The 23,327-nt window shown below is 44.9% G+C and carries 29 protein-coding genes; 10 read left to right on the top strand and 19 right to left on the bottom strand.

Features of this window, described 5'->3' with window-relative positions:
• Positions 1–27 precede the first annotated feature (27 nt).
• The 4 genes from NIT04_RS04880 to NIT04_RS04865 all read right to left on the bottom strand — a co-directional run bounded on the left by NIT04_RS04880 (position 28) and on the right by NIT04_RS04865 (position 5,142).
• Positions 28–1,236, bottom strand: coding sequence for a hypothetical protein (locus tag NIT04_RS04880; protein ID WP_252502474.1), 1,209 nt, complete (start codon positions 1,234–1,236; stop codon positions 28–30).
• Positions 1,237–1,516: 280 nt separating this feature from the next.
• The gene (locus NIT04_RS04875; RefSeq protein ID WP_252502473.1) at positions 1,517–3,559 is read right to left on the bottom strand and encodes a TRAP transporter permease; all 2,043 of its coding nucleotides are present in this window, start codon (positions 3,557–3,559) and stop codon (positions 1,517–1,519) included.
• Complete coding sequence (locus tag NIT04_RS04870; protein WP_252502472.1) at positions 3,552–4,073, bottom strand: DUF1850 domain-containing protein; 522 nt, start codon at positions 4,071–4,073, stop codon at positions 3,552–3,554. The genes NIT04_RS04875 and NIT04_RS04870 overlap by 8 nt, the downstream gene beginning before the upstream one ends.
• A gap of 88 nt (positions 4,074–4,161) precedes the next feature.
• On the bottom strand, positions 4,162–5,142 hold the full coding sequence (locus NIT04_RS04865; RefSeq protein ID WP_252502471.1) for a TAXI family TRAP transporter solute-binding subunit: 981 nt from the start codon (positions 5,140–5,142) through the stop codon (positions 4,162–4,164).
• Positions 5,143–5,337: 195 nt separating this feature from the next.
• On the opposite strand from NIT04_RS04865, the gene NIT04_RS04860 reads away from it, so the two are divergent.
• Complete coding sequence (locus NIT04_RS04860) at positions 5,338–5,907, top strand: helix-turn-helix domain-containing protein (RefSeq protein WP_252502293.1); 570 nt, start codon at positions 5,338–5,340, stop codon at positions 5,905–5,907.
• Complete coding sequence (locus NIT04_RS04855; RefSeq protein ID WP_252503183.1) at positions 5,808–6,734, top strand: IS3 family transposase; 927 nt, start codon at positions 5,808–5,810, stop codon at positions 6,732–6,734. Before NIT04_RS04860 ends, NIT04_RS04855 begins: the two co-directional genes overlap by 100 nt.
• A 53-nt stretch (positions 6,735–6,787) precedes the next feature.
• Here the strand turns inward: NIT04_RS04855 and NIT04_RS04850 are convergent, their stop codons facing one another.
• A complete protein-coding gene (locus NIT04_RS04850) occupies positions 6,788–7,342 on the bottom strand; it encodes a phosphatidylglycerophosphatase A (RefSeq protein ID WP_252502470.1) in 555 nt (184 codons plus the stop codon).
• Positions 7,343–7,523: 181 nt separating this feature from the next.
• Here NIT04_RS04850 and NIT04_RS04845 point away from each other — a divergent pair, with 181 nt between their 5' ends.
• The 3 genes from NIT04_RS04845 (at position 7,524) to NIT04_RS04835 (ending at position 9,289) form a co-directional block, all read left to right on the top strand.
• Positions 7,524–8,249, top strand: a complete 726-nt coding sequence (locus NIT04_RS04845) for an esterase family protein (protein WP_252502469.1) — start codon at positions 7,524–7,526, stop codon at positions 8,247–8,249.
• 83 nt (positions 8,250–8,332) lie between these two features.
• Positions 8,333–8,848, top strand: coding sequence for a YjcG family protein (locus NIT04_RS04840; protein WP_252502468.1), 516 nt, complete (start codon positions 8,333–8,335; stop codon positions 8,846–8,848).
• A 3-nt stretch (positions 8,849–8,851) separates the two neighbouring features.
• Complete coding sequence (locus tag NIT04_RS04835) at positions 8,852–9,289, top strand: GNAT family N-acetyltransferase (protein WP_252502467.1); 438 nt, start codon at positions 8,852–8,854, stop codon at positions 9,287–9,289.
• 76 nt (positions 9,290–9,365) lie between these two features.
• On the opposite strand, the gene NIT04_RS04830 is transcribed toward NIT04_RS04835, so the two are convergent.
• The 7 genes from NIT04_RS04830 to NIT04_RS04800 form a co-directional block, all read right to left on the bottom strand.
• Positions 9,366–9,671 carry a hypothetical protein gene (locus tag NIT04_RS04830; RefSeq protein ID WP_252502466.1) on the bottom strand — a complete coding sequence of 102 codons (306 nt, stop codon included), beginning with the start codon at positions 9,669–9,671 and terminating at the stop codon, positions 9,366–9,368.
• Positions 9,672–9,849: 178 nt separating this feature from the next.
• Positions 9,850–10,104, bottom strand: a complete 255-nt coding sequence (locus NIT04_RS04825) for a stage VI sporulation protein F (protein WP_252502465.1) — start codon at positions 10,102–10,104, stop codon at positions 9,850–9,852.
• A gap of 18 nt (positions 10,105–10,122) precedes the next feature.
• Positions 10,123–10,260 (bottom strand): YjcZ family sporulation protein, encoded by a 138-nt coding sequence (locus NIT04_RS04820; protein WP_252502464.1) that lies wholly within the window; start codon positions 10,258–10,260, stop codon positions 10,123–10,125.
• Positions 10,261–10,335: 75 nt separating this feature from the next.
• Entirely contained in the window at positions 10,336–10,689 is a 354-nt protein-coding gene (gene spoVAE, locus NIT04_RS04815) for a stage V sporulation protein AE (RefSeq protein WP_371922519.1), read from the bottom strand.
• An 18-nt stretch (positions 10,690–10,707) separates the two neighbouring features.
• Complete coding sequence (locus NIT04_RS04810; RefSeq protein ID WP_252502463.1) at positions 10,708–11,709, bottom strand: stage V sporulation protein AD; 1,002 nt, start codon at positions 11,707–11,709, stop codon at positions 10,708–10,710.
• On the bottom strand, positions 11,703–12,158 hold the full coding sequence (gene spoVAC, locus NIT04_RS04805) for a stage V sporulation protein AC (protein WP_252502462.1): 456 nt from the start codon (positions 12,156–12,158) through the stop codon (positions 11,703–11,705). The genes NIT04_RS04810 and spoVAC overlap by 7 nt, the downstream gene beginning before the upstream one ends.
• On the bottom strand, positions 12,158–12,556 hold the full coding sequence (locus NIT04_RS04800; protein ID WP_252502461.1) for a hypothetical protein: 399 nt from the start codon (positions 12,554–12,556) through the stop codon (positions 12,158–12,160). Before NIT04_RS04800 ends, spoVAC begins: the two co-directional genes overlap by 1 nt.
• Before the next feature lie 122 nt (positions 12,557–12,678).
• Between NIT04_RS04800 and NIT04_RS04795 the strand changes: the two genes are divergently transcribed.
• Positions 12,679–13,242: a CotY/CotZ family spore coat protein gene (locus NIT04_RS04795; RefSeq protein WP_252502460.1), complete on the top strand. Its 564-nt coding sequence runs from the start codon at positions 12,679–12,681 to the stop codon at positions 13,240–13,242.
• Between the two features lie 110 nt (positions 13,243–13,352).
• Here the strand turns inward: NIT04_RS04795 and NIT04_RS04790 are convergent, their stop codons facing one another.
• Together NIT04_RS04790 and mgtE are read right to left on the bottom strand one after the other, a co-directional pair.
• A complete protein-coding gene (locus tag NIT04_RS04790) occupies positions 13,353–13,697 on the bottom strand; it encodes a hypothetical protein (RefSeq protein ID WP_252502459.1) in 345 nt (114 codons plus the stop codon).
• A gap of 107 nt (positions 13,698–13,804) precedes the next feature.
• A complete protein-coding gene (gene mgtE / locus NIT04_RS04785) occupies positions 13,805–15,178 on the bottom strand; it encodes a magnesium transporter (protein ID WP_252502458.1) in 1,374 nt (457 codons plus the stop codon).
• Positions 15,179–15,266: 88 nt separating this feature from the next.
• Here mgtE and prpE point away from each other — a divergent pair, with 88 nt between their 5' ends.
• Positions 15,267–16,007, top strand: coding sequence for a bis(5'-nucleosyl)-tetraphosphatase PrpE (gene prpE / locus NIT04_RS04780; RefSeq protein WP_252502457.1), 741 nt, complete (start codon positions 15,267–15,269; stop codon positions 16,005–16,007).
• Here the strand turns inward: prpE and NIT04_RS04775 are convergent.
• Genes NIT04_RS04775 through NIT04_RS04760 form a run of 4 tightly spaced genes read right to left on the bottom strand, consistent with a single transcriptional unit; the run spans position 15,995 to position 18,804 of the window.
• The gene (locus NIT04_RS04775; protein ID WP_252502456.1) at positions 15,995–16,912 is read right to left on the bottom strand and encodes an RluA family pseudouridine synthase; all 918 of its coding nucleotides are present in this window, start codon (positions 16,910–16,912) and stop codon (positions 15,995–15,997) included. The two genes, prpE and NIT04_RS04775, sit on opposite strands and share 13 nt — an antisense overlap.
• 7 nt (positions 16,913–16,919) lie before the next feature.
• A complete protein-coding gene (locus NIT04_RS04770; RefSeq protein ID WP_252502455.1) occupies positions 16,920–17,720 on the bottom strand; it encodes an NAD kinase in 801 nt (266 codons plus the stop codon).
• Positions 17,692–18,396 carry a GTP pyrophosphokinase family protein gene (locus tag NIT04_RS04765; protein ID WP_252502454.1) on the bottom strand — a complete coding sequence of 235 codons (705 nt, stop codon included), beginning with the start codon at positions 18,394–18,396 and terminating at the stop codon, positions 17,692–17,694. The genes NIT04_RS04770 and NIT04_RS04765 overlap by 29 nt, the downstream gene beginning before the upstream one ends.
• Before the next feature lie 15 nt (positions 18,397–18,411).
• Positions 18,412–18,804 (bottom strand): hypothetical protein, encoded by a 393-nt coding sequence (locus NIT04_RS04760; protein WP_252502453.1) that lies wholly within the window; start codon positions 18,802–18,804, stop codon positions 18,412–18,414.
• A 144-nt stretch (positions 18,805–18,948) separates the two neighbouring features.
• Between NIT04_RS04760 and NIT04_RS04755 the strand changes: the two genes are divergently transcribed.
• From NIT04_RS04755 to NIT04_RS04745, 3 genes are all read left to right on the top strand, one after another.
• Positions 18,949–19,650: a lytic transglycosylase domain-containing protein gene (locus NIT04_RS04755; RefSeq protein ID WP_252502452.1), complete on the top strand. Its 702-nt coding sequence runs from the start codon at positions 18,949–18,951 to the stop codon at positions 19,648–19,650.
• A 94-nt stretch (positions 19,651–19,744) separates the two neighbouring features.
• Complete coding sequence (locus NIT04_RS04750) at positions 19,745–20,137, top strand: globin (protein ID WP_252502451.1); 393 nt, start codon at positions 19,745–19,747, stop codon at positions 20,135–20,137.
• Positions 20,134–20,940 (top strand): DsbA family protein, encoded by an 807-nt coding sequence (locus NIT04_RS04745; protein WP_252502450.1) that lies wholly within the window; start codon positions 20,134–20,136, stop codon positions 20,938–20,940. The genes NIT04_RS04750 and NIT04_RS04745 overlap by 4 nt, the downstream gene beginning before the upstream one ends.
• 537 nt (positions 20,941–21,477) lie before the next feature.
• Here NIT04_RS04745 and pepF read toward each other — a convergent pair.
• A complete protein-coding gene (pepF, locus tag NIT04_RS04740) occupies positions 21,478–23,292 on the bottom strand; it encodes an oligoendopeptidase F (RefSeq protein WP_252502449.1) in 1,815 nt (604 codons plus the stop codon).
• Positions 23,293–23,327 lie beyond the last annotated feature (35 nt).

Raw genomic sequence — 23,327 nt, 5'->3', positions numbered from 1 at the left:
GATCGTATCCTTCCTCGCAAGTTATTTTCACACTCGATAGAATCGTCTTTTATTAATGATTCTGGAACATATGAATAAGAGAATCTCGATGACAGCTACTGTAATGAGCAATACTGCAATCCCTTTTGCGTATGTGATCGTTTCCGTATTCAATAAATAATTTTTCTCCCCATCCGTGATTTTTCCGAAATCGAAATACGTCTGTGGAAATAAGCTGATATCTATGGCATAGATTTCCCTCGTTGTCCTCGTGAAGTACAGACGCTCCGAAAAGAGAACTAGACTGCCGATAAGAAGGACGAGCCACTCATTTTTCAAAAGCAAACCCCAGACTACATTTAGGCGTATAAAAAGGAAGATCAATAGAGGTATTACGATCAACGTTTTCCCTAAATACGTGGAGATTGTAATAACATCATAATCCTCAGGATTGAATGTCTGTTGCGCAATCATTATTGGCACGTGCAGATCAAAATGTCCAAAGCCGAATTGAATGGTCAGGACAAGTACACCGATCACAATTGTTGCGAGAACGACAATTAGCGAATATAGGAATGCGGAGAACGCTTTCAAATTCAATTGCCGGTACCAGGACAATGGCAACCCTTGAAGAACAGTCCTGTATTTGCGATCCCTCGACAATATGTCACTGCTAAAGTAAATGGCGCAGAACAATAGGAAATATACCCCGTATCCCTGGATGAACTTCGTCAAAGCTTGCAACCCTGTCTTCTCGTACATTAACCCGTATGTAACCGGGTAATCTTGCGTCAAATAATTTTCGTAGCGCATTATCGTCTGATAATACAAGTGCTCTCTATCTTTCCCCGGAAAAGGAGAAAGTTTGAACAGATTATAATCTCCCACATACTCCCATGAGTTCCCATCAAGCTGAAAGTGGCGCAAGTACAGATAGCGGAAATAGTTCCGATCCTCATGTGCCATAACCATTGCGTGATAGAGACGATAATAATAATCGTTATTCGCATACACCGGCTGGCCTGTCATATGGACGATTCCCGTATTCCCTTTGGATTCCCTTATTTTCTGTTCCACCTCAAGATCACTCAGGTAACTTTTTGCCCATTCCACATCAAAGGTCTCTTTTGTCTTCTCGTTTGGCAACATGATTAAGCAATAACCTAATAGCAAGGCCCCTATGAACAATACAAAAGGAACATTCCGCCTGCTTCTAGCAGTAATAAGAAACTCATGTTTAAAATAAGTCCAGTTCATCCCAGCTTCCCCTTTTGATAGTAAAGTATTGAAATTTCCATATATTTGTCTATGTTATTCTACTATAGACATACTATTTAAACATTTCAATAGTTTAAATCATCTTTTCGGTTTAAACTATTTGAATTAAATGTCGAAGTATAATATCTTATTAACTTTGTAGATAAACACTATTCTGTCCTTGGTATAATAATTTTGGGAATTGGCCTAGTTATGCGTGTGATGAATTAGAAAAGGCCGTCACAGTTGTCGAGTTGACAACTGTGACGGCCTTTTTTCATTATGATGCGACTGCTGCTTTATTTTTCGGTTTATTATCCTTCGTTTTCCACTGGATTGCAACTTGGATAACGAAGAGGACCAAACCAATAATATCCGTAATTGTTTCAGGATAAATCAACAATAATCCCGTTACGACAGCAAGGATACGCTCGATCCAATTACATTTTCGATACCAATAGCCAATCATTCCCGCTCCGATTGCAATCATACCTACAATAGCGGAGAAGGTAACCCATACGATTTCAAAGAGACTGGCATCGATCATGAGCATAGCCGGATTGAAGACAAACATATATGGAATGATGAATGCCGCAATGGCGAGCTTCGCAGAAACAACACCGGTTTTAATCGGATCCCCGCCGGAAATGCCTGATGCGGCGAATGCTGCGAGAGCAACAGGCGGCGTGATATCCGCGATGATTCCGAAATAGAATACGAACAAGTGAGCAGAGATGGCAACGACAACCGGAATTGTCGTACCTGGTCCCATTTCACCGCCCATAAGCAACAAGATGATAGCTGGTGCTGCAATTGTGGATGTAATGACATAGTTTGCTGTCGTAGGTGAACCCATCCCCAATATAAGTGCTGCCAACATCGTGAAGATGAGCGTCAATAGGATATTTCCGCCGGCTGCGGATACAAGGCCGTTAGCAAGGCTAAGTCCTAATCCCGTTTTCACGACGACACCGACGATGATACCCGCACAAGCCGTTGCAGCGGCTACAGCCAATGCAGTACGAGCCCCGTCGACTAGCGCCATGATGACATCTTTCGGGCTAAGTCTCGTAGACTTATCAAAGAAACTGACAACGATAGTCAAGACAATCCCCAATAAGGCAGCTTTCATTGTCGGAATTCCAATTAATAGGAATACGATAATCCCTAAAATCGGCAAGAGAAGGTAGATCTTTTTCAGTGTCGCCTTTCGGTCAGGCATCTGATCTGGCGACATGCCTTCAAGACCGACACGCTTTGCCTCGAAATGAGTCATGATCCAAATTCCTGTGAAATAAAGCAATGCAGGAATAGCTGCAGCTTTCGCAATTTCCCAATACGTAATGCCGCCGATGAATTCGACCATTAGGAATGCTGCGGCACCCATGATCGGTGGCATGATTTGTCCGCCTGTCGAAGCAGCTGCTTCAACCCCGCCCGCAAATTCCTTACGGTACCCCAGCTTTTTCATCATCGGAATCGTATAGGAACCTGATCCGACAACGTTTGCAACAGAGCTCCCTGAAATCGTCCCTTGTAATGCACTTGAGAAGATTGCCACTTTAGCGGGTCCGCCAGTCAAGCGGCCTGCGAGGACGACAGCCAAATCATTGAAATAGTTACCGACTCCTGTTTTCACAAGGAATGCACCGAATAATAGAAAGACGAAAATGAACGTAGCAGATACGCTAATAGGTGTTCCTAAAATACCGTCAGTCGTAAAGAACATAAGCTGGACAAGACTTTTCAGATCTTGGCCGCGGTGTGCCAGGAACCCGGGAAAGTACCTTCCGAAAAACGCATAGATCAAGAAAACCGTCGAAATGATCGTGATCGGCATTCCGACTGCCCGTCTTGCGGCCTCCAATGTTAGGAGCACTGCAACGATGCCGATGAACAAATCAATGTCCGACACCCTGCCGACACGGAAGACGAGATCATCATAAAATAGTGGCCAATACAAACCGACCGCAATGGCAAGTAATGATAGGATGACATCGTAAAAAGGCACATTATCTTTCTTAACACCCGGTTTTTTAATTGCTGGGAACAATATGAAAATTAATGCGAGAGCGAATCCTAAGTGAATCGATCGCTGAATATATGCAGTGAACGGTGTCCCGATGGATGTATATAATTGAAACAAGGAGAATGCCAGCAATCCTGCAAAGACGATGATTTTGAATATCCCTTTCACATTCCGGGTATTCGATTCGGGATCATATTTTTGCAAAATTTCAAGCTGCTGTTCTTCTGTCAACGTTTCAATGTTGTCGTTTTGGGATTCTTGCTGAATATCTTCTAGCTTTTTATTTTTAGCCATTCATATTTACTCCTTTCATTAATTGGTAGAATGATTGGCGTTGCACACGAAATGTGTACGATTTCCCTCTAGTTAGGTACGTTTTCAGATTGATCTCCTTCCCTTTATACCGGAAAGCCAGGCCTGCATTGACATCACCAACGAAAAGGACAAAAGAGTCGATGATGTTGTTCTCATAAGTAAGCGTATACATTCCATCGTTGACAGTCAGTGACTGCCCTTCTGCGGCATAGCCAGGCAAGCCGATTCCAACATCTTCATATTGCATGGAGAGTGATTGGATGGCGTTTTGATCGGTGACCCGATAAGATTCAATGACATCGGTCAGAAAGATGGAGTGCACGTAGCGTATTTGAAAATCCTGCTCATCTGCCATCTTTACGTAATAGGTTTTTGGATGCTCAGTTCGATATTCTGTAAAGGTGAATACCTTATGTATCGGCAGAAAGAAAAAGACGAGGACGACCAACAATGCAGATAGAAGAATGGGGAGAATCAGTTTCAGCCTTTTCATTCTCTTCTCCCTTTCTCGATAGCATGAAGAATGGGACGGCTGAAGCATATAGCTTCACCGCCCCGTTCAACTATTTGTCTGTATTCAATTATTTCTTTTCGTCAAAGTATTTTTGAGCGCCTGGGTGAACAGGAATCCCGATACCATCAAGTCCTGTTTCCGCTTTGATCAAAGCGCCTTTTGGATGTGTCAGTTTTGAAGCATTGTCATAGATTGCTTTTGTAATTTCATATGCTAGATCTTCAGGAACATCGTTTTGGATGATTAACATCGCACCAACAGAAACAGTCGGCGTGTCTTTTGCAAGTCCATATGTTCCTGCAGGGATTACTTCTTTTGCATAGTATTGATATTTCGAAATCAATTCGTCCGCTTTTTCATCGGAGACTGGCACGATGTAAACTTGAGCGGAAGCGTTCAAACCTTCAACCGCGGCTGTTGGAGTTCCTGCAGTGATGAATGCAGCGTCGATTTGTCCAGCTTGCAAGCTTTCTTGGGATTCACCGAAGTCCAAGTTTTGCGGTTGGATATCGCTCATTGACAACCCGTGGATTTCAAGAAGCTGTTCTGCGTTCGCATACGTACCAGAACCAGGTGCTCCTACAGAGACCTTTTTCCCTTTCAAGTCTTCAAACGACTTGATGCCAGACTTCTCCAATGTAACCAATTGAACTGTTTCAGGATAAAGTGCACCGATTGCTGAAACGTTGTCGATGACTTCTCCGTCGAACATCATTTCACCTTTTGATGCATAGTAAGCAATATCCGTTTGTACGAAAGCGATTTCAGCGCCGCCGTCTTTTAAAGCCGTCATATTAGCAGCAGAGGCTTGTGAAACTTCCGCAGTCGTTTTAATGCCAGTCTCTTGAGAGATTGTATCAGCAAGCGCTCCCCCAAGTGCGTAGTATGTACCTTGTGTACCACCCGTCAAGATACTTAGAAAATCGTAATCTTCTTTTGTTTTCCCTGAGTCGGACCCTTTGCTTGCATCATCCGAGTTACACGCCGAAAGGACAAGCAGCGCGATCATTGAAATGAATGCAAGAATATGGAATCTCTTTTTATTCATACTTACTTTCTCCCCTTTTGAATAATAGTTTTGCAACTTAACACCTATTCTACCACGAATGGTTAATCGCTTGTCAATCCTTCTTAAAAATTTTCAGTAGATTGCAAGCGATTTCAATAGAAAAAAAGGAGATGAAGAATCTTGATGTGCACCCCAAAAGTTAGAGTTACAATCTAACTTTTGGGGTGTTTTCTTATGGTTAAATATAGCGATGAATTTAAGGTCATGATTGTTCAGGAGTATTTAGGTGGACGACTTGGCTATGGTACTTTGGCTAAAAAGTATGGCATTAAGTCATCTGAACAAATTAGAAGATGGGTGTTGGTTTACAAGAAGTATGGCGCGGAGGGATTACTAAGAAAGAAAAGTCATGAAGTTTATTCTGTTCAATTCAAATTAGATGTACTAAGCTTTATGAAAAGGACAGGCGCTTCGCAGCCAGAAACTGCGCTTCACTTCGGATTGACGAATCCTTCGATGATTGGTGATTGGAAGAAGAAATTCCTTGAAGGCGGTGCTGAAGCCCTGGACAACCCGAAAGGACGGCCAGTCATGTCTGATAAAGCGAAGAACGTCAAGAAGGACCAGAAGCCAACACAACAGGATGAAATGACACGTGAACAGAAATTAGAACGGGAAAATGAACTCCTCCGCTTGGAGGTGGAATACCTAAAAAAGTTGCGAGCTTTTCAGATGGATCCGGACGGCTATCTCGAAAAGCACAAGCAGCGCTATCGTTCGAACTCAAAGAAGAATTCCGATTGAAGGATGTACTTCCGATTGTAGGCATTCCTGAGTCTTCATATCACTATCATGTAAAACAAATGAGCAGGGAAAATCCGCACCAAGAGTTGGAAGATAAGATTCAATCTATTTTTAATGAACACAAGGGCAATTATGGTTACCGGAGGATTAAACTAGATTTGAAGAACCGTGGCATCATAGTTAATCATAAAAAGGTGCAGCGTATTATGCGAAAACTAGGATTGAAAGGCAATAAGTTCACCAGGAAATCACGTCGGTATAGTTCGTATAAGGGAACTATCGGTACAGTGGTGAAAAACCGTATTAACCGCCGGTTCAACACCCCGATTCCATGTCAGAAATTGACCACTGATATTACAGAATTCAAGTGTTCAGACGGTCTAAAGCTCTATCTTAGTCCAATGATGGATATGTATAATGGGGAGATTCTTTCGTATGGCATCAGTATGCGTCCGACGCTTGATTTTGTGATGAAACCTTTAGAGGAAGTCCTCGACATCGTAAAAAACGCAAAATTCCGGACTACCATCCACTCGGATCAAGGCTGGCACTATCAGCACGGAAACTGGGTTGCGACCTTAAAAGAACATAAGGTGTTCCAGAGTATGTCGCGGAAGGGGAACTGTCTGGACAACTCCCCCATGGAAAATTTCTTTGGATTACTTAAGCAAGAGATGTATCATGGCGAACCCCTACGCACGTATGAGGAACTGAAACGGGCTATTGAGGCATACATCCAGTACTACAACAACAAACGGATCAAGCAGAAATTGGCTGGCATGAGTCCGGTTCAATACCGTCTTCACACCAGCCAACTAGCTGCATAATATAAAACTCTAACTTTTAGGGGTCACATCATCTTCATCTTCCTCCATATGGCTTATTTTTTTCCTTTTCTATCTACGTCCAAATACGTGATGCCCGCTTCATCCAAATCCCGCTTTCGGTGAGCAAGCCGGGATGCGGCACATGATGCAACACTCGCAATGAGGTCGTCGAGGAACGTATGGACGCCCTTCCCTTTTTTCGTATCCAACTCATTGATGATTCCGATTTTGTTTTTATCCAAATGACCGAATGTAGTGACAGCAATGGACCCATAAGTGAAGACGGCGCCTAACGCGATCGTCTCATCCACGCCAAACAGTCCTTCGTCCGATTCGACGATTTGCTGGAGCGGTGCGGATAGCTTCCCTTGTTCTGCTAGCTCATCCAATTCGATTCCGACGAGGATTGCATGTTGGAGTTCCCGTTTTCTTAGCACCCTTTCAACTGAATCGACACATTCGGCAAGGTCCAACCCTTTGTTATAAGGGACCTGCATTTCATAAACAATTTTTGCAATATCCTCCAATGTGACGCCTCTTCGAATTAACGCTTCTTTTGTAGCTTCTGCCACGACATCGGAGTGGACAATATTTTTTCCAGTGAACATTAATCACTACCTCCTCAATTCTATCCTGCGTCCGTCACGTATAATATGACGGCGACAGCTAAGATGTTTATTCAATTTTGCAATTGTTTCTTTTTCCATGTACCAAGCTATTCAAGCATTATACCTGTACATTCGCTTATGTTACAATCTTCTTACATCAAACAACTAGGAGGACCTGCGGATGGAATACGGAAAAATTGAAGAGATACATTTTTACAGCAAGGCGCTCGATGAGGATATGCAGCTTCTCATTCACTTGCCACATCAGTATTCACCACTATACAAGTATTCAGTTCTAATCGCTTCCGATGGAAAAGATTATTTTCAATACGGTAGAATTGGCCGGGTAGTGGACGAATTAGTTTCCGAAGGCGACATAAATAATATGATTGTCGTCGGCATACCGTATAAAAGCGTCGAGGAACGCAGAAGGATGTATCACCCGGATGGCGACCGGCATGAAGATTATATCCGTTTTCTTGCGCATGAGCTTGTCCCTTACATCGATGAGAATTATCCAACGTACCAAGTCGGCGCAGGCCGGGGGTTGATCGGTGATTCGTTGGCGGCCACAATCTCACTGTTGACCGCGTTGAAATATCCGAACTGCTTCGGCAAGGTGATCCTCCATTCCCCTTATGTAGATGAGTACGTAATGGAGAAGGTGGAAGCCTTGAAAGATCCTTCCTCTTTTTCAATCTACCATGTCATCGGCGAAGAGGAAACAGAAGTGAAAACGACGCAGGACGGCACCCAAGATTTCCTCACGCCGAACAGGGATTTAAACAAGTTGATCAAAAGAAAAGGGTTTTCCTACTTCTATGAAGAATTTAAGGGGAACCATACATGGAAGTATTGGCAGCAAGACATTCGAAGGGCGATTAAAGAATCCTTTCAATACGAATGATGCCAAACATTTCAAAGAGTAGCTCATTCTGCTATAATTACTTACAAGATGTATGCAATCATTTCACGAGGAGGTCTTTTCTAATGAAATATGGTATTGTAGCTTTCCCTTCAAAGAAACTTCAAGATTTGGCAAATGGGTACAGGAAACGTTATGATCCACATTATGCGCTTATCACGCCTCACATGACCGTCAAAGGTGTATTTGAAGCTGACGATAAGGAAATCGAACAAGTGGCGGAAGCGATCCATAAGGTTGTTCGCAATCATAAACCCTTTGAATTAAAAGTATCAAAAGTGAGCACGTTTGCACCGATCACCAATACGATTTTCTTTAAAGTGACACCTAATGAAGAAATCCTTTCACTCCATAAAGACCTGAACGAAGACTTTTTCGGTGAAAAACCTGAATATTCCTTTGTTCCGCATATTACAATCGCCCAAAAACTAAGTTCCGGTGAGCATGACGATATCATCGGTCAGATCAAGATGTTCGGTGTAGATCATACCGAAATCATCGATCGCATCCACCTTCTCTATCAACTTGAGGACGGGTCATGGACAGTTTATGAAACTTTCCGTCTCGGCGAGGAAAGCTGAAGATTGATTGAAGTGAAGATTGCCCGTTCTGATCGTGAACGGGAAGACGCGTATGATGTGCGAAAAAAAGTTTTTGTGGATGAACAAGGGGTACCATTAAGTCTTGAAATCGACGAGTTCGATAATACCGCTTCCCATTTCATCGTATATGATGATCGGCAGCCGATCGGAGCAGGGCGCATCCGTGAAATCGGTCCAGGAATCGGTAAAGTAGAGCGAGTATGTGTGTTGAAGGAATTGCGCGGGAAGCATCTCGGCAACCTCATCATGCATGAACTTGAAAAACATGCAAAATTAGCGGGAATGACGAAAATTGTTCTGAACGCACAATCATATGCCGTGCCATTCTATGAAAAGCTCGGTTATACGGTTACGTCACCCGAATTCATGGATGCGGATATTCCGCACAGAGCGATGGAAAAGGAGATCACTCCTCAATAAGTATTGATTTTGCGAATGAAAAAGAGCAGAACTGCAAACCGTTGACTGGTTTCAGTTCTGCTCTTTTCTCATTCATTTACGCGTATTCGTTCACTGTGAGGCCTTTTCCTACGAGATGAGCAATTTCTGGCGATAGGTTGGCAGGATTCGGATAAATGAATCCTTTCAAGTAAGGAGGGCGGGATTTGGCAACGTTCGGTTCCCTGTCCTCCATAATCCGCTCTTGCTCATGGCGAAGCGAATCCTCGAATTTATCCATCAGATCCGTATCGAATTTAACTTTTTCCACCCGATCGACATATGCAAAATTATTGCGTTCAGCGTTCATTCGATTCGCGTAAATTTCTGCTTGCATCGGCTGGACCGGTAGAATATAGCCCATTTCCCACACCCCTTTACATTATTTCCTCACATACCCTTTAACCATATTCATAACACATGAAACATAGTTATGAGAAATAATCGTAAAATGATGTATTTCTACTAGTTTCACTGGTCTACTACATAGGTTGAACGTCTTTATTCCACTGGGTCTTACGGGTAAGAGGTTGTAATACGGGTTAGGATTGGCCCATCATTCTTTGTATGTCATTGAAGTTTACGGAGCTGCCGTTTTTGACGATTGATTTTACGAGTTCATCTTCCATATGCGGTGGGACTTCCTTGTTTGCAAGCCGGCCTACTTTTCGGACGATTTTCCGCACTTGTCGCTCATCACTGAAATCCGCATATTGGATTGCGTTCGCCAATGCAAATACTTCTTCCATCGGAACGCCGGTTTTCGATTCTATCTTTTTAAAAAAAGAGTCATTCATACTGTTTCTCCCTCCTCCTTAGACAAAGGTAGCGCCAACGATGATTAGCAAGATGAAGAGAACAACAATCAGTACGAAAGTGGAACCGCCATATCCTCTTCCATACCCGCCATATCCTCCGCCGCCGTAACCGCCATGATAGCATCCACCGAACATAAAAAATCCCTCCTTCCCTTCCGTCTATCCTATGCAGATAGCGGAGAGAAGAAGGGGGCGTTTGCACAGGAAATTTTAAATGGTGCCCTTCGGCTTGAAAATAAATGAGGCGATAAATCCGAATAGGATGGCGGCGCTGATTCCCGAACTCGTCACTTCAAACATTCCGGTCAAAACACCGATGAGGCCATGTTTTTCAGCTTCGGCGAGAGCTCCATGGGTCAATGCATTGCCGAATGATGTAATTGGAATCGTCGCACCAGTGCCTGCAAAATCAATTAGCGGTTCATATAAGCCGAAACCGTCTAAAATGGAGCCCGCCACGACAAGTGTGCAAAGAGTATGAGCCGGTGTCAGCTTTGCCACGTCAAACATCAGCTGGCCGATGACACAAATTAGCCCGCCGACTATGAAGGAGGTAATGTAAATCGAAAACAATCAGACCACTCATTTCATCGTTAGTTCGACCGCGTGCGCGATGCACGGAATCGTATCGCCTTGCTGGTACGACAAAGGGGAAAGCAGCGCCCCGGTAGCAATTAACAGTACTTTTTTATATTCTTTGTCGATCAGCTTCTGATAGACATCCGAAAAATAGACGGCAGCTGAGCATCCCGCCCCGCTAGCGCCTGCCATGAAATCAGGGTTGTTGCCGTAAAACTCCACACCCGCGTCACTGAAGTTTCCAAATTCCGTTATCCCCTGGTTTTTAGCGAGCTCCTTAAAAATTGTAAAGCCCACTTTCGCTAAATCCCCGGTCATAATTAGATCGTAGTCGTTCACAGAAGTCCCATGCCCCTCCAAATGCCGCTTCAACGTATCTGCTGCTGCAGGTGCCATGGCAGCCCCCATATTCAATGGATCAGTCAATCCCATATCAATCGCTATGCCAATCGTTCCCCGTTCTATGGAAGGAGCTCCTTCTTGGAAAGGCGCAACAGCTGCTGCTCCTGCTGCAGTCACAGTCCACTGGGCTGTCTCCCCTTTCTGCGCGCCATATTCCAACGGATACCGAAATTGCCTTTCAATCGCATTATGCTGGCTTGATGATCCAGCAATGGAGAGTTTCGACATTCCCGATTCTGTTAAAAGTGCAGCGAGGAGCAAAGATGAGACCGAAGTTGCGCACGCCGAAAACATGCCGATATACGGAATACCGACAGTTGTCGCGAAGAAGCTCGAAGGCGTCATCTGATTGACGAGGTCTCCAGTCAATAAAAAATCGGCATCCGCCGGTATTTTATCGACCTTGCTCAAAGCAATCATACATGCATCTTCCATCAGCTTTGCATGGCCTTGTTCATTCGTTTCCATACCGCATCGTTCATCTTCAAACATCTTATCGAAACTTGTCTTGTAAGCGCTTTTCTTTTCAAGCGGCCCTGCCGTTACGCCGGTTGCTACGATGGAAGGTGTCGAAGGGAATGTCAACAGGCCTTTCATTACCATGAAACGACTCCCACCTTCACTAATATCGTCTTGATGAGTGCAACGAGAAAGGCTGAAAATACGCCATACAAAATAACGGAGCCCGCCAGTTTAAAGATGTTTCCTCCGACCCCTAACACATAGCCTTCCGATCTATGTTCGATTGCCGCTGACACGACAGCGTTGCCGAATCCGGTAATCGGGACTGCTGCACCGGCTCCGCCAACTTGTCCAATTTTTTTATAGACGCCAAATCCGGTTAGCAGCATCGAAATGAAAATCATCGTCGCTACTGTCGGATTGCTCGCTGTCCGTTCAGTGAAATCGAAGAAAGTCATATAGAATAGCGCAATGAACTGGGCGATGAGACAAATGGTGCCGCCTACGAGGAATGCTTTAATGAGATTTTTCAAGATCGGCGGTTTCGGAGTGATCCCCTGCTCGAGCTTTGCATATTTGTCTTTGTTCATTATGTCTCTTCCTCCGCTAGTGTTATCAAATGATGGATTTTTTTCTTCAAACCTCTTTCATCATTTTTCAAAATAAGTTTATTCGTTTCCGTTAAAATTTTGCTGTCTGCAGAAACGAAGACCGAGAGATCCGGATATTCTTTTTTGAGCTTCTTCTCCATTTCGGCGGCGATTTTCCTTTTATTGAACCTGGAAAAGGTCTTTACACGAATGCCAACGAGTAAATGATCTTCATGAAAAAGCGCAGCAACCCCTTTGATTCGATCATCACCCTTCAATAACTCCTCCGCCTCACTTGTGTCCTCATCTGTATAATTCTCGAATTTATATTCATTTGGAATACATCCGGACAGCAGAAGAAGCACGCAAAGCATCGTTATCAATTGACGAATATCCATCATCCCCTTTTTTTAACAGTATGGCGATTGCACAAGTTTTTTATTCACTACGTGATGTTTGCCCTAGCCCTGAGCAATCATACGCATAAGGTATAGGGAGTTGAGAAAAGGAGGTGGAATGAATGGGATGTGGAAGAAATGAAGATGTCGGTGATGTACGGGATGTGCGGCGCCACGACAATTGCATCTGCGAAGTAGTCCGCGCGATTAAGCGTGTGCAGGATATTCGGGATGATCTTGATTGTGACGACTGCAGAACCGACTGTTTCCTGACTCCGCTCGGTAGCCTTGTAAGCCCTGCACGACAACGGGCCAATACGCGTGTGTTCATGCTATTGGACGAAAAAGGTAATCCATTCAAAGCAATGTTCAAGAGAAGAAGAAGGTTCGATGATGGTGATAACACAACCTCCGACCAAGGTCGAAGAGACTGTGCAACATGTTTCTCGATTTTCTTCAGAGTTCAAAACATTTTCGACAATTGCTGCGCAACAATTCAAGTACTTGAACCGCGTGATTCCAGAGGACGTAGAGTCGATTTGTTCAAAGATGGCAAATTAGATCTCGACGCAATTTGCGAAGTAGAAAACTTCGAAGCGACAGGCACTTGCGTTACAGTCGACTTGAAATGCTTCTGTGGAATCCAATGCGTGAAAGACGTTTTCATCGATTGTGACGACGATTGAAGGAATAACCTGTGATGCTGACTCTGCCCGATCGAATTCCGATCGGGCAGTTTTTCGATTTAAAGGAGACGAAAAACAAAGCGGACCGATTACTTCGGTCCGCTTTGTTTTTATGATCTTGTGTCAAATGGCTGCCCGCGCCATAGGACGTCTTCTATCTTCGCTATTTCAATTTCAGTTATCATGTCATTGGATTCGATCCACAAAATGTCATCCTCCACTTTTTGAATCGCACCTTTGACGATATCGCCTTCCACGATGAATTGAAGCGGTGAGTATGCCTGCTTCTGGAACGGTTCGTTCAAGTAGCGTATTTTGCGCATAATGGCGGGGTTGACAACGTGGCTTGCTGTTTGGACGGATGACTTGATGTCGATTGTCTCCCTTATCGATTCATCTTTCGGGACGAAGACGGACGTGCTTTCTTCTTCAAAGACGGATGCCTTCGTCTTCACATAGACGGGAGGCCCCTGCACAAATATCAACGGTTCATTGTAGGAAATGTTGATTCCCCCTTTTTCCGTAGTATATGCGCCTAACGGGAATGAAGTTCTTTTCCCGTTCAGAGGCTGCCGATGAACATCGTTGCCAATCCGAGATAGATGATAATGCTGATAACGTCATTCAATGTCGTGATGAATGGGCCGGACGCGACGGCTGGGTCGATTTTCATCCGGTGCATGAAGAGCGGAATGAACGATCCGGAAATTGTTGCGACAAAGATGGAAACTAATATTGCCGCACCGACGAGCAACGCAATGATGAATTCATGCTTCCAAATGAAAATGAGGCCGACGACAAAGATGGCGCATATGAGTCCGGTTATCAACCCCGTGCCGGCCTCCCGCAATAACAGTTTGAACTTGCTCTCATCCTCAACGTCACGAGTCGCTATTCCGCGAACAGCAACCGCTAGCGCCTGTGTCCCGCTATTTCCGGCCGTCCCGGCAATTAACGGGATGAATGCGGCAAGCAGAGCGACTTGCGAAATCGTATCGGTGAATAGGTCAATCAGATTTGCGGTCAGCATGCCGAGCACCAACAGGATGATCAGCCAAGGGATTCTCTTCTTTGCCGCTGAAAGCGACGTCTTATCAAAGGAGTCCATATTGGATACGGCAGCAAGTTTGGAGTAGTCATCAGATGCTTCTTCATCTAAAACGTCGATAATATCGTCAACTGTAATAATCCCCAACATATGCTGCTGGAAATCGACGACCGGAACCGCTAGCAAGTTATAGTCCTGGGTCGTCCTTGCGACGTCTTCCTGGTCATCCGAGACGAGCACGCTGACGACGCGCTCATTCATGATCGACTGTATTAACGTGTCCTCATCCGTAATGATCAAATCACGGAGCGAAACGACTCCTGTCAAGCGATTATCCTCATCGACGACGAACACATAATAAATCGTTTCCGCAGACGGGGCTTCATTCCGCAGAATCGTCATGGCAGATCGCACAGTCGAATATTGAGGAATCGACACATATTCCGTCGTCATGATCGAACCTGCGGTATATTCTTCGTAATGCAAGAGGGATTTGATTTGTGCAGCCGCTTCTTTGTTCATTAATGTCAAATAGCTGGCAATCTGTGCCTTATCAAGTTCTTTCAGGACATCTACCGCATTGTCGACGAACATGTGGGAAATCATGTCCGCGGCATAAGTCGTGTCCATCTCCTGAAGGAACTGCTTATATTCGTCTTCATCGATTTCACTCGTCTCGAATATTTCCGCCAACTCTTTCGGAGAAAGGAAAAAATACATCGTTTTTCGATGATGTATGTCCACCTTCTCATAGAAAACAGCTCGATCATATGGGTGAAGCGTTAAATATTCATCACGGAACGTTTTAATATCTTGCTGTTCCAATGAATTTATCAGTTTTTCTTCGTCGATAATACTTTCATCGCGAATTTCTTCATTTACAGTCATGGCTGCACCTTCCTTTCCGCTCCGACATGCTTGAAATACAGTAATAAAGGTATGATAGTAAGTAACAACTCTTAAAAGGAGAATCGATATGAAACTTGATATTATTGGCGATATTCACGGATGCTATGATGAATTGCTGTCGCTCATTGACAAGCTCGGCTATTCATTCACATCGGGATTGCCATTACATATGGATGGAAGGCAGCTCGCTTTTGTAGGCGACGCAATGGATCGGGGTCCTGCATCATTGAAAACGCTGGAATTGATGTTCAAGCTGCAAGATAATCATAGACTTATCTATTCCCCCGGCAACCATTGCAACAAACTTTATCGTTTCTCAAAAGGCCGCAACGTCCAACAAAAGAATGGACTTGAAACGACTGTTGCGGAGTTGAATGCCTTGTCTCCGAAGGAAAAAATGCGCTTCTTGGATCGCTATAGACAATTCTATGAAGCTTTGCCTTTATACGAAAATCTGGACAGCGGAAAACTCATTATCGCACACGCAGGAATCCGTGAACAGATGATTGGAGAACCATTTTCAAAAAAAGTACAATCGTTTGTCCTCTACGGGGATACGACCGGCGAAACGCTTCCGGACGGCCGACCCGTCAGAAGGGACTGGGCGAAGAAATATTTTGGAGACGCATGGATCGTCTATGGGCATACTCCGGTTACGGAAGCGAGATTCGTCAACCGGACGGTCAATATCGATACGGGATGTGTTTTTGGCGGAAAACTGACAGCCGTACGCTATCCCGAAATGGAGATTGTCTCCGTCCCTTCTAATCAACCGTTCATCCCAGAGAAATTCACTCACTTTGATTGACTCGAAACAGGATTCAACTGCACCATGTCTGCGGGCAAATCGCTCATAAACGTCATCGGCTCATTCGTCAACGGATGTCGAAAGCCTATGGCGGCGCAATGCAGAGCCTGCCGACAGATCAACTTGCGCGTGCCGCCATACAAGTCATCCCCTGCAAGCGGGTGGCCGAGCCATTGCATATGGACGCGTATCTGATGAGTCCGCCCTGTATGCAACTTCAAGGAAACGGATGTGTATAGCTCGCCATTCCGTTCAAAGTGGCCGAGCACTCGGACATCTGTCCTTGCATATTGGCCATCTTGCCGGACCGTCCTTTCGATGATGCTGCCGTCCTTCCGTCCGATCGGCTGTTCAATGGTGATTGCACCCTTCTCTATATACCCTTCAACAATTGCAATATAACTGCGCTCAAAGCCGGTCGTTTGCATCTGTCCACTGAGCAGATGATGAATATGGCGGTTTTTCGCTATACAAACAAGGCCTGATGTATCCGTATCCAGCCTTGTCACTACATGCACAGTCGATGGGACATGCTCAGCTTCGAATTTTCCGGCCACAAAATTCGCGACCGTCCCGTTCGGCTGATCACGTGATGGAATCGTTCCTTGGGCGGCCGGTTTATCGAGGATTAATATCGCCTCATCTTCATAGACAATTGACAGATTGCCAGTTTCAGGAACAAGACCGACACTCGGCTCTTCCGGAGGAAATTGGACTGTTACAACATCCCCTTTCTCCAACTTATGTCGCACCGTCTGCTCCGACCCGTTCACGAGCAGCAGGCCACCGTCATATTTCACCGCCGTCAATGTCCGCTTGGAAATCCCGTGACTATGAAGGAATTCCCGAAGTAGGACCCCGTCCTGTTCGACGATGAATTCGAGGGTGAACTTCTTTTTAACCATGACCCCTTCACACATCACTTGCGATGAATGAATCGTGGACCCTCGTCCAAAACGGGAACGGGCGAAATCTGCCAAAGCGGACCTTCTCATCTGCCACCTTATATTCGATAGATTTCACATCTTTATGCAACAGTTGTAAATGATCGATTGTCACCATGAAATCCGGCCCTTTAACCGGCGTCAGCACACAACTATGATGCGCAGGCAGGACGAGCGGAGAGCCGACTGTCCGGAAGACGCGGTTGTTGATCGAAGCCATTTCGGTCAGTTGAATCGCATGCAAGGATGGATGGATAATCGCGCCACCAAGAGCCTTATTATAGGCGGTCGAGCCAGATGGCGTTGACATGCATAGTCCGTCCCCGCGGAATCTTTCGAAGTGCACACCATTCAATTCCACATCCATGACCAATGTCACTTCAGGAGATTTCACCGTTGATTCATTAAGCGCTAAATATTTCGCGACCTTTTCGGAATGGCGATAATTGATCGTCACTTCGAGAAGCGGGTATTCGATGACGTTGTATTCCTGACGGGCAATCAGCAGGACAAGCTTTTCCAATTCGACAGGCTTCCAATCGGCATAAAATCCGAGATGACCGGTATGGATGCCGATGAAAGCCGTATCTTTTAAGCGATGGATATACTTATGGAAAGCATGCAGCAATGTACCGTCCCCTCCGATAGATAAAACGATATCAGGCTCCTCTTCGTTGAAGACAAGCCCGAAATCAGTCAAGTAATCCTTCGCTTCATCTTTTAACCGGTTCGATAATGAATCATTTCTCGTCTGGATGGCGAATTTCATCATTGACTCCCCTTTTCCGATTCTTTTTGCCGTCGTAGTTCCTCTCGTTCGTTTCTTTGAAAGCGCTGAAGTATTGCTGGGCATCATGTATTTCATCCCGAATCAACGACATTTCTTCATCTAACCTGAAAGCGGCTTCGGCAGCCCTTTCCAGCCGATGTCTAATTTCGTCCGGCAGTTCGCTTTGATATTTATAATTCAAGGAATGCTCGATGGAAGCCCAAAAGTTCATTGCCAACGTACGGATCTGAATTTCAGCAAGTATCGTCTTTTCTCCGTGGATTGTCTGGACCGGATACTCGATGATCATATGGTAGGACCGGTAGCCGCTCGGTTTTTTATGCGAAATATAATCCCTTTCCTCGACGACTTGCATATCAGTGCGTTGCCGTAATGTCTGTACAACTTTGCCGATGTCATCGACGAACTGACACATAATACGGAGGCCGGCAATATCCGGCAACTCCTCCGCCAACTCCGCCGAAGGTTTGAATGGGATGCCCTTTTCAAGGGTTTTGTCGTAAATGCTTGCGAGAGGTTTCACCCTTCCCGTTACGAATTCAACAGGCATATGGACACCTTCGAGTTCGTATTGTGCACGAAGCCCCTTCAATTTCACTTTCAATTCGGCAACAGCCAATTTATACGGTTCAAGAAATTGCTTCCACTCCTTCATGAGTAGCCCTCCAAACTATAGATTGATGTCTTGGAGGAAGGCCTCGAATTCCTGCTCCACTGCAGTCGTGAATGCCTCTCCATAATTGTCGTTTCCTTCGATGTTATAAACGAGCATCGTCAGCTCCTCTACAAAACCTGGCAATGGGAGTTCTTCATCATGCCAGATGAGGACCGGATCGTTGCCGGTTTGCAACGCCTTCGCCATGTACGGCCAAGTATCTTTCGGGAAATGTATGTATGTATAACCTGCGTCAATGTCCATCAAATAGACAAAAGCGTGCTCATCGGAATCGGTTATCATTTTCTTTGCTGGAGTGCCACTCGGACGTTCAGCTTTCTCGTCCAATAAAAACTGGATTTCATTGCCGTTTTCTTGCCCTTTTATCACTCGGTTCTGGATTCGCATAGGTCTTCTTCCTTTCAATGATCTTACGTTTAGTCTACCATATGATGGCCTCTGGTGCAGTCTGTAGCATGCGTTTTTATCTCGAACTTGATATACTTGATTCAAATGCAACTTCAGATAGTCCTAAAGAAAGGAAGTAACAAAATGGATGCACGCACAATACGTACATTAATGGATATTCAGGCGATGCAGACACTCGGTTCGGTGCAAACTTTCGCAAACAGTCAGGAGTCCACCTCCTCCCTGTTCAGTGTGATGATAAATGATATTTTACATGGTTCGACGAGCGATGCCCCGAGGACGGATACGATTCCGTTTCAGTCATTCGGCATGCTCGGAGGTCTACAGACGATGAACAGTCTCCAATATTCAGGACCAAACAGCGTTTATTTGCCGGAAGGCTTTCAATCCGCCGTCTTCTCTTCCCAGGCAATGAGTCGTGGAACTGCCGTTTCAAATGGGGAAAATAATTTTAGCAACTTCATTAGACAAGCCGCGGAAACATACCGCCTGCCTGAAAACTTGATCGCATCCGTCATTAAGCAGGAGTCCAATTTCAACAGCAATGCAGTCAGTCGTGCGGGTGCAATGGGATTGATGCAGCTAATGCCAGGGACCGCAAGAATGTTAGGTGTGAAAGACGGATTCGATGCGGAGCAAAACATTATGGGCGGCGCGAAATATTTACGTCAAATGCTCGATCAGTTCGGCAATGTCGAGATGGCGCTGGCGGCTTACAACGCTGGTCCCGGCAACGTCAGAAAATATGGCGGTATACCGCCTTTCAAGGAAACCGAACAATATGTTTCGAAGGTGCTAAGCTACTATAATCATATTGAAGTATGACAACTTTTCAGTTCGCTAGAAGGCAATTTGTTTGTGAAAGAATTGTTTGGTTGTTAAAATGTCCATACAGTCAGAACAAAGGAGATTGACATACATGACTCGAAAACCTTTGATCCCTTACGAGGAAATCGGTGCTGAAAAATTATCGGAGCTCATCGATCGTTTTTATGAAAAAGTGGCTGTCCACCCGGACCTATATCCGATTTTCCCTGAAGATCTGACGGAAACAGCACGAAAGCAGAAACAATTTCAAACACAATATTTAGGCGGACCGAATTTATTCACGGAAGAGCACGGCCATCCGATGATGAAAGCGCGTCATATGCCTTTTCCGATAACTCCTACCCGTGCAAAAGCATGGCTCGCCTGCATGGCGGAAGCGATGGACGATGTTGGCCTGGAAGGACCTTTGCGGGAAGTGTATTATCATAGGCTCGTCATGACTGCGAACCATATGGTCAATCGAAGCGAGGGGGATGAGCGGTGAACCGGGAAACTCTGTTGGAAAGCAACGCAACTTCTTCAGCCTCCTTGTCAAAGCCCATCGAAATTTACGTATTCGTAGATCCTTTATGCATGAACAGCTGGGCGTTACAGCCTTTGCTACGGAGATTGCAAGTCGAATACGATCGATATTTCACACTGAAGATTGTTCTCCGCACTTCTTTGACGAAGACGAACTCATGTTGCATCGTCAACATGAACGATGCGAAGGCTTGCAATAAAAACCATCCGGCGTTTCCGAGCATTGCATTGAAAGCGGCGGAATTCCAAGGGAAGCGCGCAGCTTTCCGATTCCTTTCGAAGCTATTTGAGTACACGTATTTGAAAAAGAGGAATGTCCTCTCCTTTTCAGTGCTTGTTGAAATCGCTGAAAGCCTTGGCCTAGATGTCGATGAATTCATCCTCGATTTCTCGTCACAACACGTATTGCGCTCCTTGCAAGTCGATTTGCATTTAGCGAATGAAATGGAAGTGGAAGACGCGCCTTCCTTCGTTTTCTTCAATGAAAACATTGAAGATGAAGGGTTGAAGGTGAATGGAATCCATACCTATGAAATATACGAACAGATTTTGGAAGAAATGGTCGGTTGTGAGATCTTCCCAGACGCACCGCCGACACTTGATGAATTGTTCCAGCGTTTCGATTCCCTATCAACAAAAGAAATCGCTGAGATTTACAACATCCCAGAAAAATCTGCCGAACGTGAATTAAAAAAGCAGCTCCTTCTTCAAAAAATCGAAAGGCTGCCTCTTACAAATATGACATTATGGCGCAAACGCCGTTAATTGAAAAAGCAGATTGCATGGTCGTCAAATCCCATGCAATCTGCTTTTTATAACTTAAACAAACATAGTAACCGGATTTTCGCTCCAGGCGGACGCTTTCCGAGGAGGCTCAATCCATGCCCGCGGAAAGCGAGTGCTGGAACGAAAAGCAATTGCCTATTTTTATATACAAGAAAAGAGCATCCGCTCTTGGGGGAGAGGGATGCTCTTTTACAAAGGGAATGGGAGAAATGTTCACGTTCAAACAAAAGGGGTGTATGTTTGGTATGTGATTTATTTCACATCTATAACTTATCATAAAATAATAGTAACATCAACATTTCACATGAAGTTTCACATCTCTGTCACAAATAAAATATGAAACAAACCCCATACCTAAAGACTTTTCAGAAGTCGTAAAATTGAGCCTACATTCGTTCATCAAAATGAAAGCGCTTAACTTATTATTATACCGATATAATCAAATGAGCACGAACTGAAAAAACCTGACTTAAGCGCCAAAAACGCTAAGTCAGGTTCATTTTCACTGCTTCACTCTTATCCGAGCAATTCTTCCAACTCGTTCAATCTTTCTCCGAACACCCGGCACGCTTCTTCGATCGGTTGCGAGCTTGTCATATCGACACCCGCTTTTTTCAAGACTTCAATCGGATAATCAGATGATCCCGCTTTTAGGAAATGATTGATGTAACGGTCGACGGCAGGTTGCCCTTCCGTCAGGATTTGATGGCTGAGTGCAACTGCAGCACTGAAGCCCGTCGCGTATTGATAAACGTAGTAATTGTAATAGAAATGAGGGATGCGCGCCCATTCAAGTGCGATTTCCTCGTCATCTTCCACTGCGTCTCCAAAGTATTTCTTGTTCAGCTCAAAATACTCTTCCGACAACTTATCGGCGGTCAATGCAACGCCATGCTGGTCGAGCTGGTGAATCAGATGCTCGAACTCCGCAAACATCGTCTGGCGGAAGACCGTCCCACGGAAACCTTCAAGCCAATGGTTCAGTAAATAAATGCGCTTTTGCTTGTCATCGATTGTTTTTAATAAATAATCGTTCAAAATTGCTTCATTTACCGTAGATGCGACTTCAGCGACAAAAATGGAGTATCCGCTATAGTTATACGGCTGAGTTTTGCGTGAATAGTAGCTGTGCACGCTATGCCCGAATTCGTGGGCCAATGTGAACATATTGTTGACGTTGTCCTGCCAGTTCATGAGGATGTATGGATTTGTTCCGTATGATCCCGATGAATAAGCGCCTGAACGCTTCCCTTTATTTTCACGGACGTCCACCCAACGGTTTTCAAGTCCTTCTTTGACGATTGAAGTGTATTCTTCGCCAAGCGGATGGAAGCTTTCGAGCATCGTTTTTGTCGCTTCCTCGTAAGGGATTTTCATCTCGACGTCTTTGACCATTGGCGCAAACATATCCCACATATGGAGTTCATTCAGGCCAAGGACCTTTTTACGCAATGCGACATATCGATGATGCAATCCGATATTTTTATTGATCGTATTGACGAGGTTATCATATACCTGCTCCGGAATATGGTTATTCGATAGAGCCGCTTCCCGCGCAGAGGAAAACTTCCGGATGCGTGCATTAATGTTATTTCGTTTTACATTTCCGTTCAATGTGGAAGCGAACGTGTTCTTGAACTCGCCGTATTTGCTATACATCGCTTTGAATGCATCTTCACGGACCCTTGCATCCTTGCTTTCAAGGAATCGGATATACCGGCCGTGTGACAGCTCAGCCTCTTCCCCGTCTTCGTCTTTCACAGTCGGGAACGTCAAATCCGCATTGTTCAGCATGCTGAACGTTTCCGACGAGCTGCCCGTCACTTCGCTCATCTGCGCGAGGATCGCTTCCTGTTCAGCTGGAAGGATATGCGCACGGAAAGCGTTCATTTCCTCGAATTCATGCTTATATATTTTCAAATTATCGTTAGTTTCGGCGAGGCGGCTCAATTCCTCTTCCGGGATGGACAGCAGCTCAGGTGTGAAATAGGAAAGCGCTGTGGAGATTTTCACATACAATGTCTTCGCACGGCTCTCCATCGCTTGATAGAAGCTGTTTGTCGTGTCCTGGTCGCCTTTCAGATGGGCATACGTATACAGTTTCCCCATTCTCTGATAAATTGTATCACGATAGGAAAGCGCTTCGAACAATGCATCTGCGCCTTGATTCAACGTACCTTTAAATGTTTCTGCTTTCCCTGAAAGCTCTTCTATTTCCTTGAATTCCTGCTCCCACTCTTCGTCAGTCGGGAAAATATCCTCGAGACGCCAAGTTTCTTCAACTTTTACTTGATCACGCGTCAACACTTTGTTTTTCGAATCAGCCGTCATTTAAAAATCCTCCCCATCATCTTTCTTCGTAAATC

The sequence above is a fragment of the Sporosarcina sp. Marseille-Q4943 genome (assembly GCF_943736995.1).
In the GTDB taxonomy this organism is placed as follows: Bacteria; Bacillota; Bacilli; order Bacillales_A; family Planococcaceae; genus Sporosarcina.
Note: the sequence above shows the minus strand (reverse complement) of the source record. Positions and strands in the feature narration are given on the sequence as shown.

Excerpts from the sequence above, each read along its gene's own strand:
- NIT04_RS04800 (WP_252502461.1), bottom strand. The coding sequence starts at position 12,556 with ATGGATATTCGTCAATTGATAACGATGCTTTGCGTGCTTCTTCTGCTG.
- prpE (WP_252502457.1), top strand. The coding sequence starts at position 15,267 with ATGAAACTTGATATTATTGGCGATATTCACGGATGCTATGATGAATTG.
- NIT04_RS04850 (WP_252502470.1), bottom strand. The coding sequence starts at position 7,342 with ATGTTCACTGGAAAAAATATTGTCCACTCCGATGTCGTGGCAGAAGCT.
- NIT04_RS04830 (WP_252502466.1), bottom strand. The coding sequence starts at position 9,671 with ATGGGCTATATTCTACCGGTCCAGCCGATGCAAGCAGAAATTTACGCG.
- NIT04_RS04765 (WP_252502454.1), bottom strand. The coding sequence starts at position 18,396 with ATGAAGGAGTGGAAGCAATTTCTTGAACCGTATAAATTGGCTGTTGCC.
- mgtE (WP_252502458.1), bottom strand. The coding sequence starts at position 15,178 with ATGACTGTAAATGAAGAAATTCGCGATGAAAGTATTATCGACGAAGAA.
- pepF (WP_252502449.1), bottom strand. The coding sequence starts at position 23,292 with ATGACGGCTGATTCGAAAAACAAAGTGTTGACGCGTGATCAAGTAAAA.
- spoVAC (WP_252502462.1), bottom strand. The coding sequence starts at position 12,158 with ATGAACAAAGACAAATATGCAAAGCTCGAGCAGGGGATCACTCCGAAA.
- NIT04_RS04810 (WP_252502463.1), bottom strand. The coding sequence starts at position 11,709 with ATGGTAATGAAAGGCCTGTTGACATTCCCTTCGACACCTTCCATCGTA.
- NIT04_RS04760 (WP_252502453.1), bottom strand. The coding sequence starts at position 18,804 with ATGCGAATCCAGAACCGAGTGATAAAAGGGCAAGAAAACGGCAATGAA.
- NIT04_RS04820 (WP_252502464.1), bottom strand. The coding sequence starts at position 10,260 with ATGTTCGGTGGATGCTATCATGGCGGTTACGGCGGCGGAGGATATGGC.
- NIT04_RS04770 (WP_252502455.1), bottom strand. The coding sequence starts at position 17,720 with ATGAAATTCGCCATCCAGACGAGAAATGATTCATTATCGAACCGGTTA.
- NIT04_RS04865 (WP_252502471.1), bottom strand. The coding sequence starts at position 5,142 with ATGAATAAAAAGAGATTCCATATTCTTGCATTCATTTCAATGATCGCG.
- NIT04_RS04755 (WP_252502452.1), top strand. The coding sequence starts at position 18,949 with ATGGATGCACGCACAATACGTACATTAATGGATATTCAGGCGATGCAG.
- NIT04_RS04870 (WP_252502472.1), bottom strand. The coding sequence starts at position 4,073 with ATGAAAAGGCTGAAACTGATTCTCCCCATTCTTCTATCTGCATTGTTG.
- NIT04_RS04880 (WP_252502474.1), bottom strand. The coding sequence starts at position 1,236 with ATGAACTGGACTTATTTTAAACATGAGTTTCTTATTACTGCTAGAAGC.
- NIT04_RS04750 (WP_252502451.1), top strand. The coding sequence starts at position 19,745 with ATGACTCGAAAACCTTTGATCCCTTACGAGGAAATCGGTGCTGAAAAA.
- NIT04_RS04795 (WP_252502460.1), top strand. The coding sequence starts at position 12,679 with ATGGGATGTGGAAGAAATGAAGATGTCGGTGATGTACGGGATGTGCGG.
- NIT04_RS04825 (WP_252502465.1), bottom strand. The coding sequence starts at position 10,104 with ATGAATGACTCTTTTTTTAAAAAGATAGAATCGAAAACCGGCGTTCCG.
- NIT04_RS04775 (WP_252502456.1), bottom strand. The coding sequence starts at position 16,912 with ATGGTTAAAAAGAAGTTCACCCTCGAATTCATCGTCGAACAGGACGGG.
- NIT04_RS04860 (WP_252502293.1), top strand. The coding sequence starts at position 5,338 with ATGGTTAAATATAGCGATGAATTTAAGGTCATGATTGTTCAGGAGTAT.
- NIT04_RS04875 (WP_252502473.1), bottom strand. The coding sequence starts at position 3,559 with ATGGCTAAAAATAAAAAGCTAGAAGATATTCAGCAAGAATCCCAAAAC.
- NIT04_RS04840 (WP_252502468.1), top strand. The coding sequence starts at position 8,333 with ATGAAATATGGTATTGTAGCTTTCCCTTCAAAGAAACTTCAAGATTTG.
- NIT04_RS04845 (WP_252502469.1), top strand. The coding sequence starts at position 7,524 with ATGGAATACGGAAAAATTGAAGAGATACATTTTTACAGCAAGGCGCTC.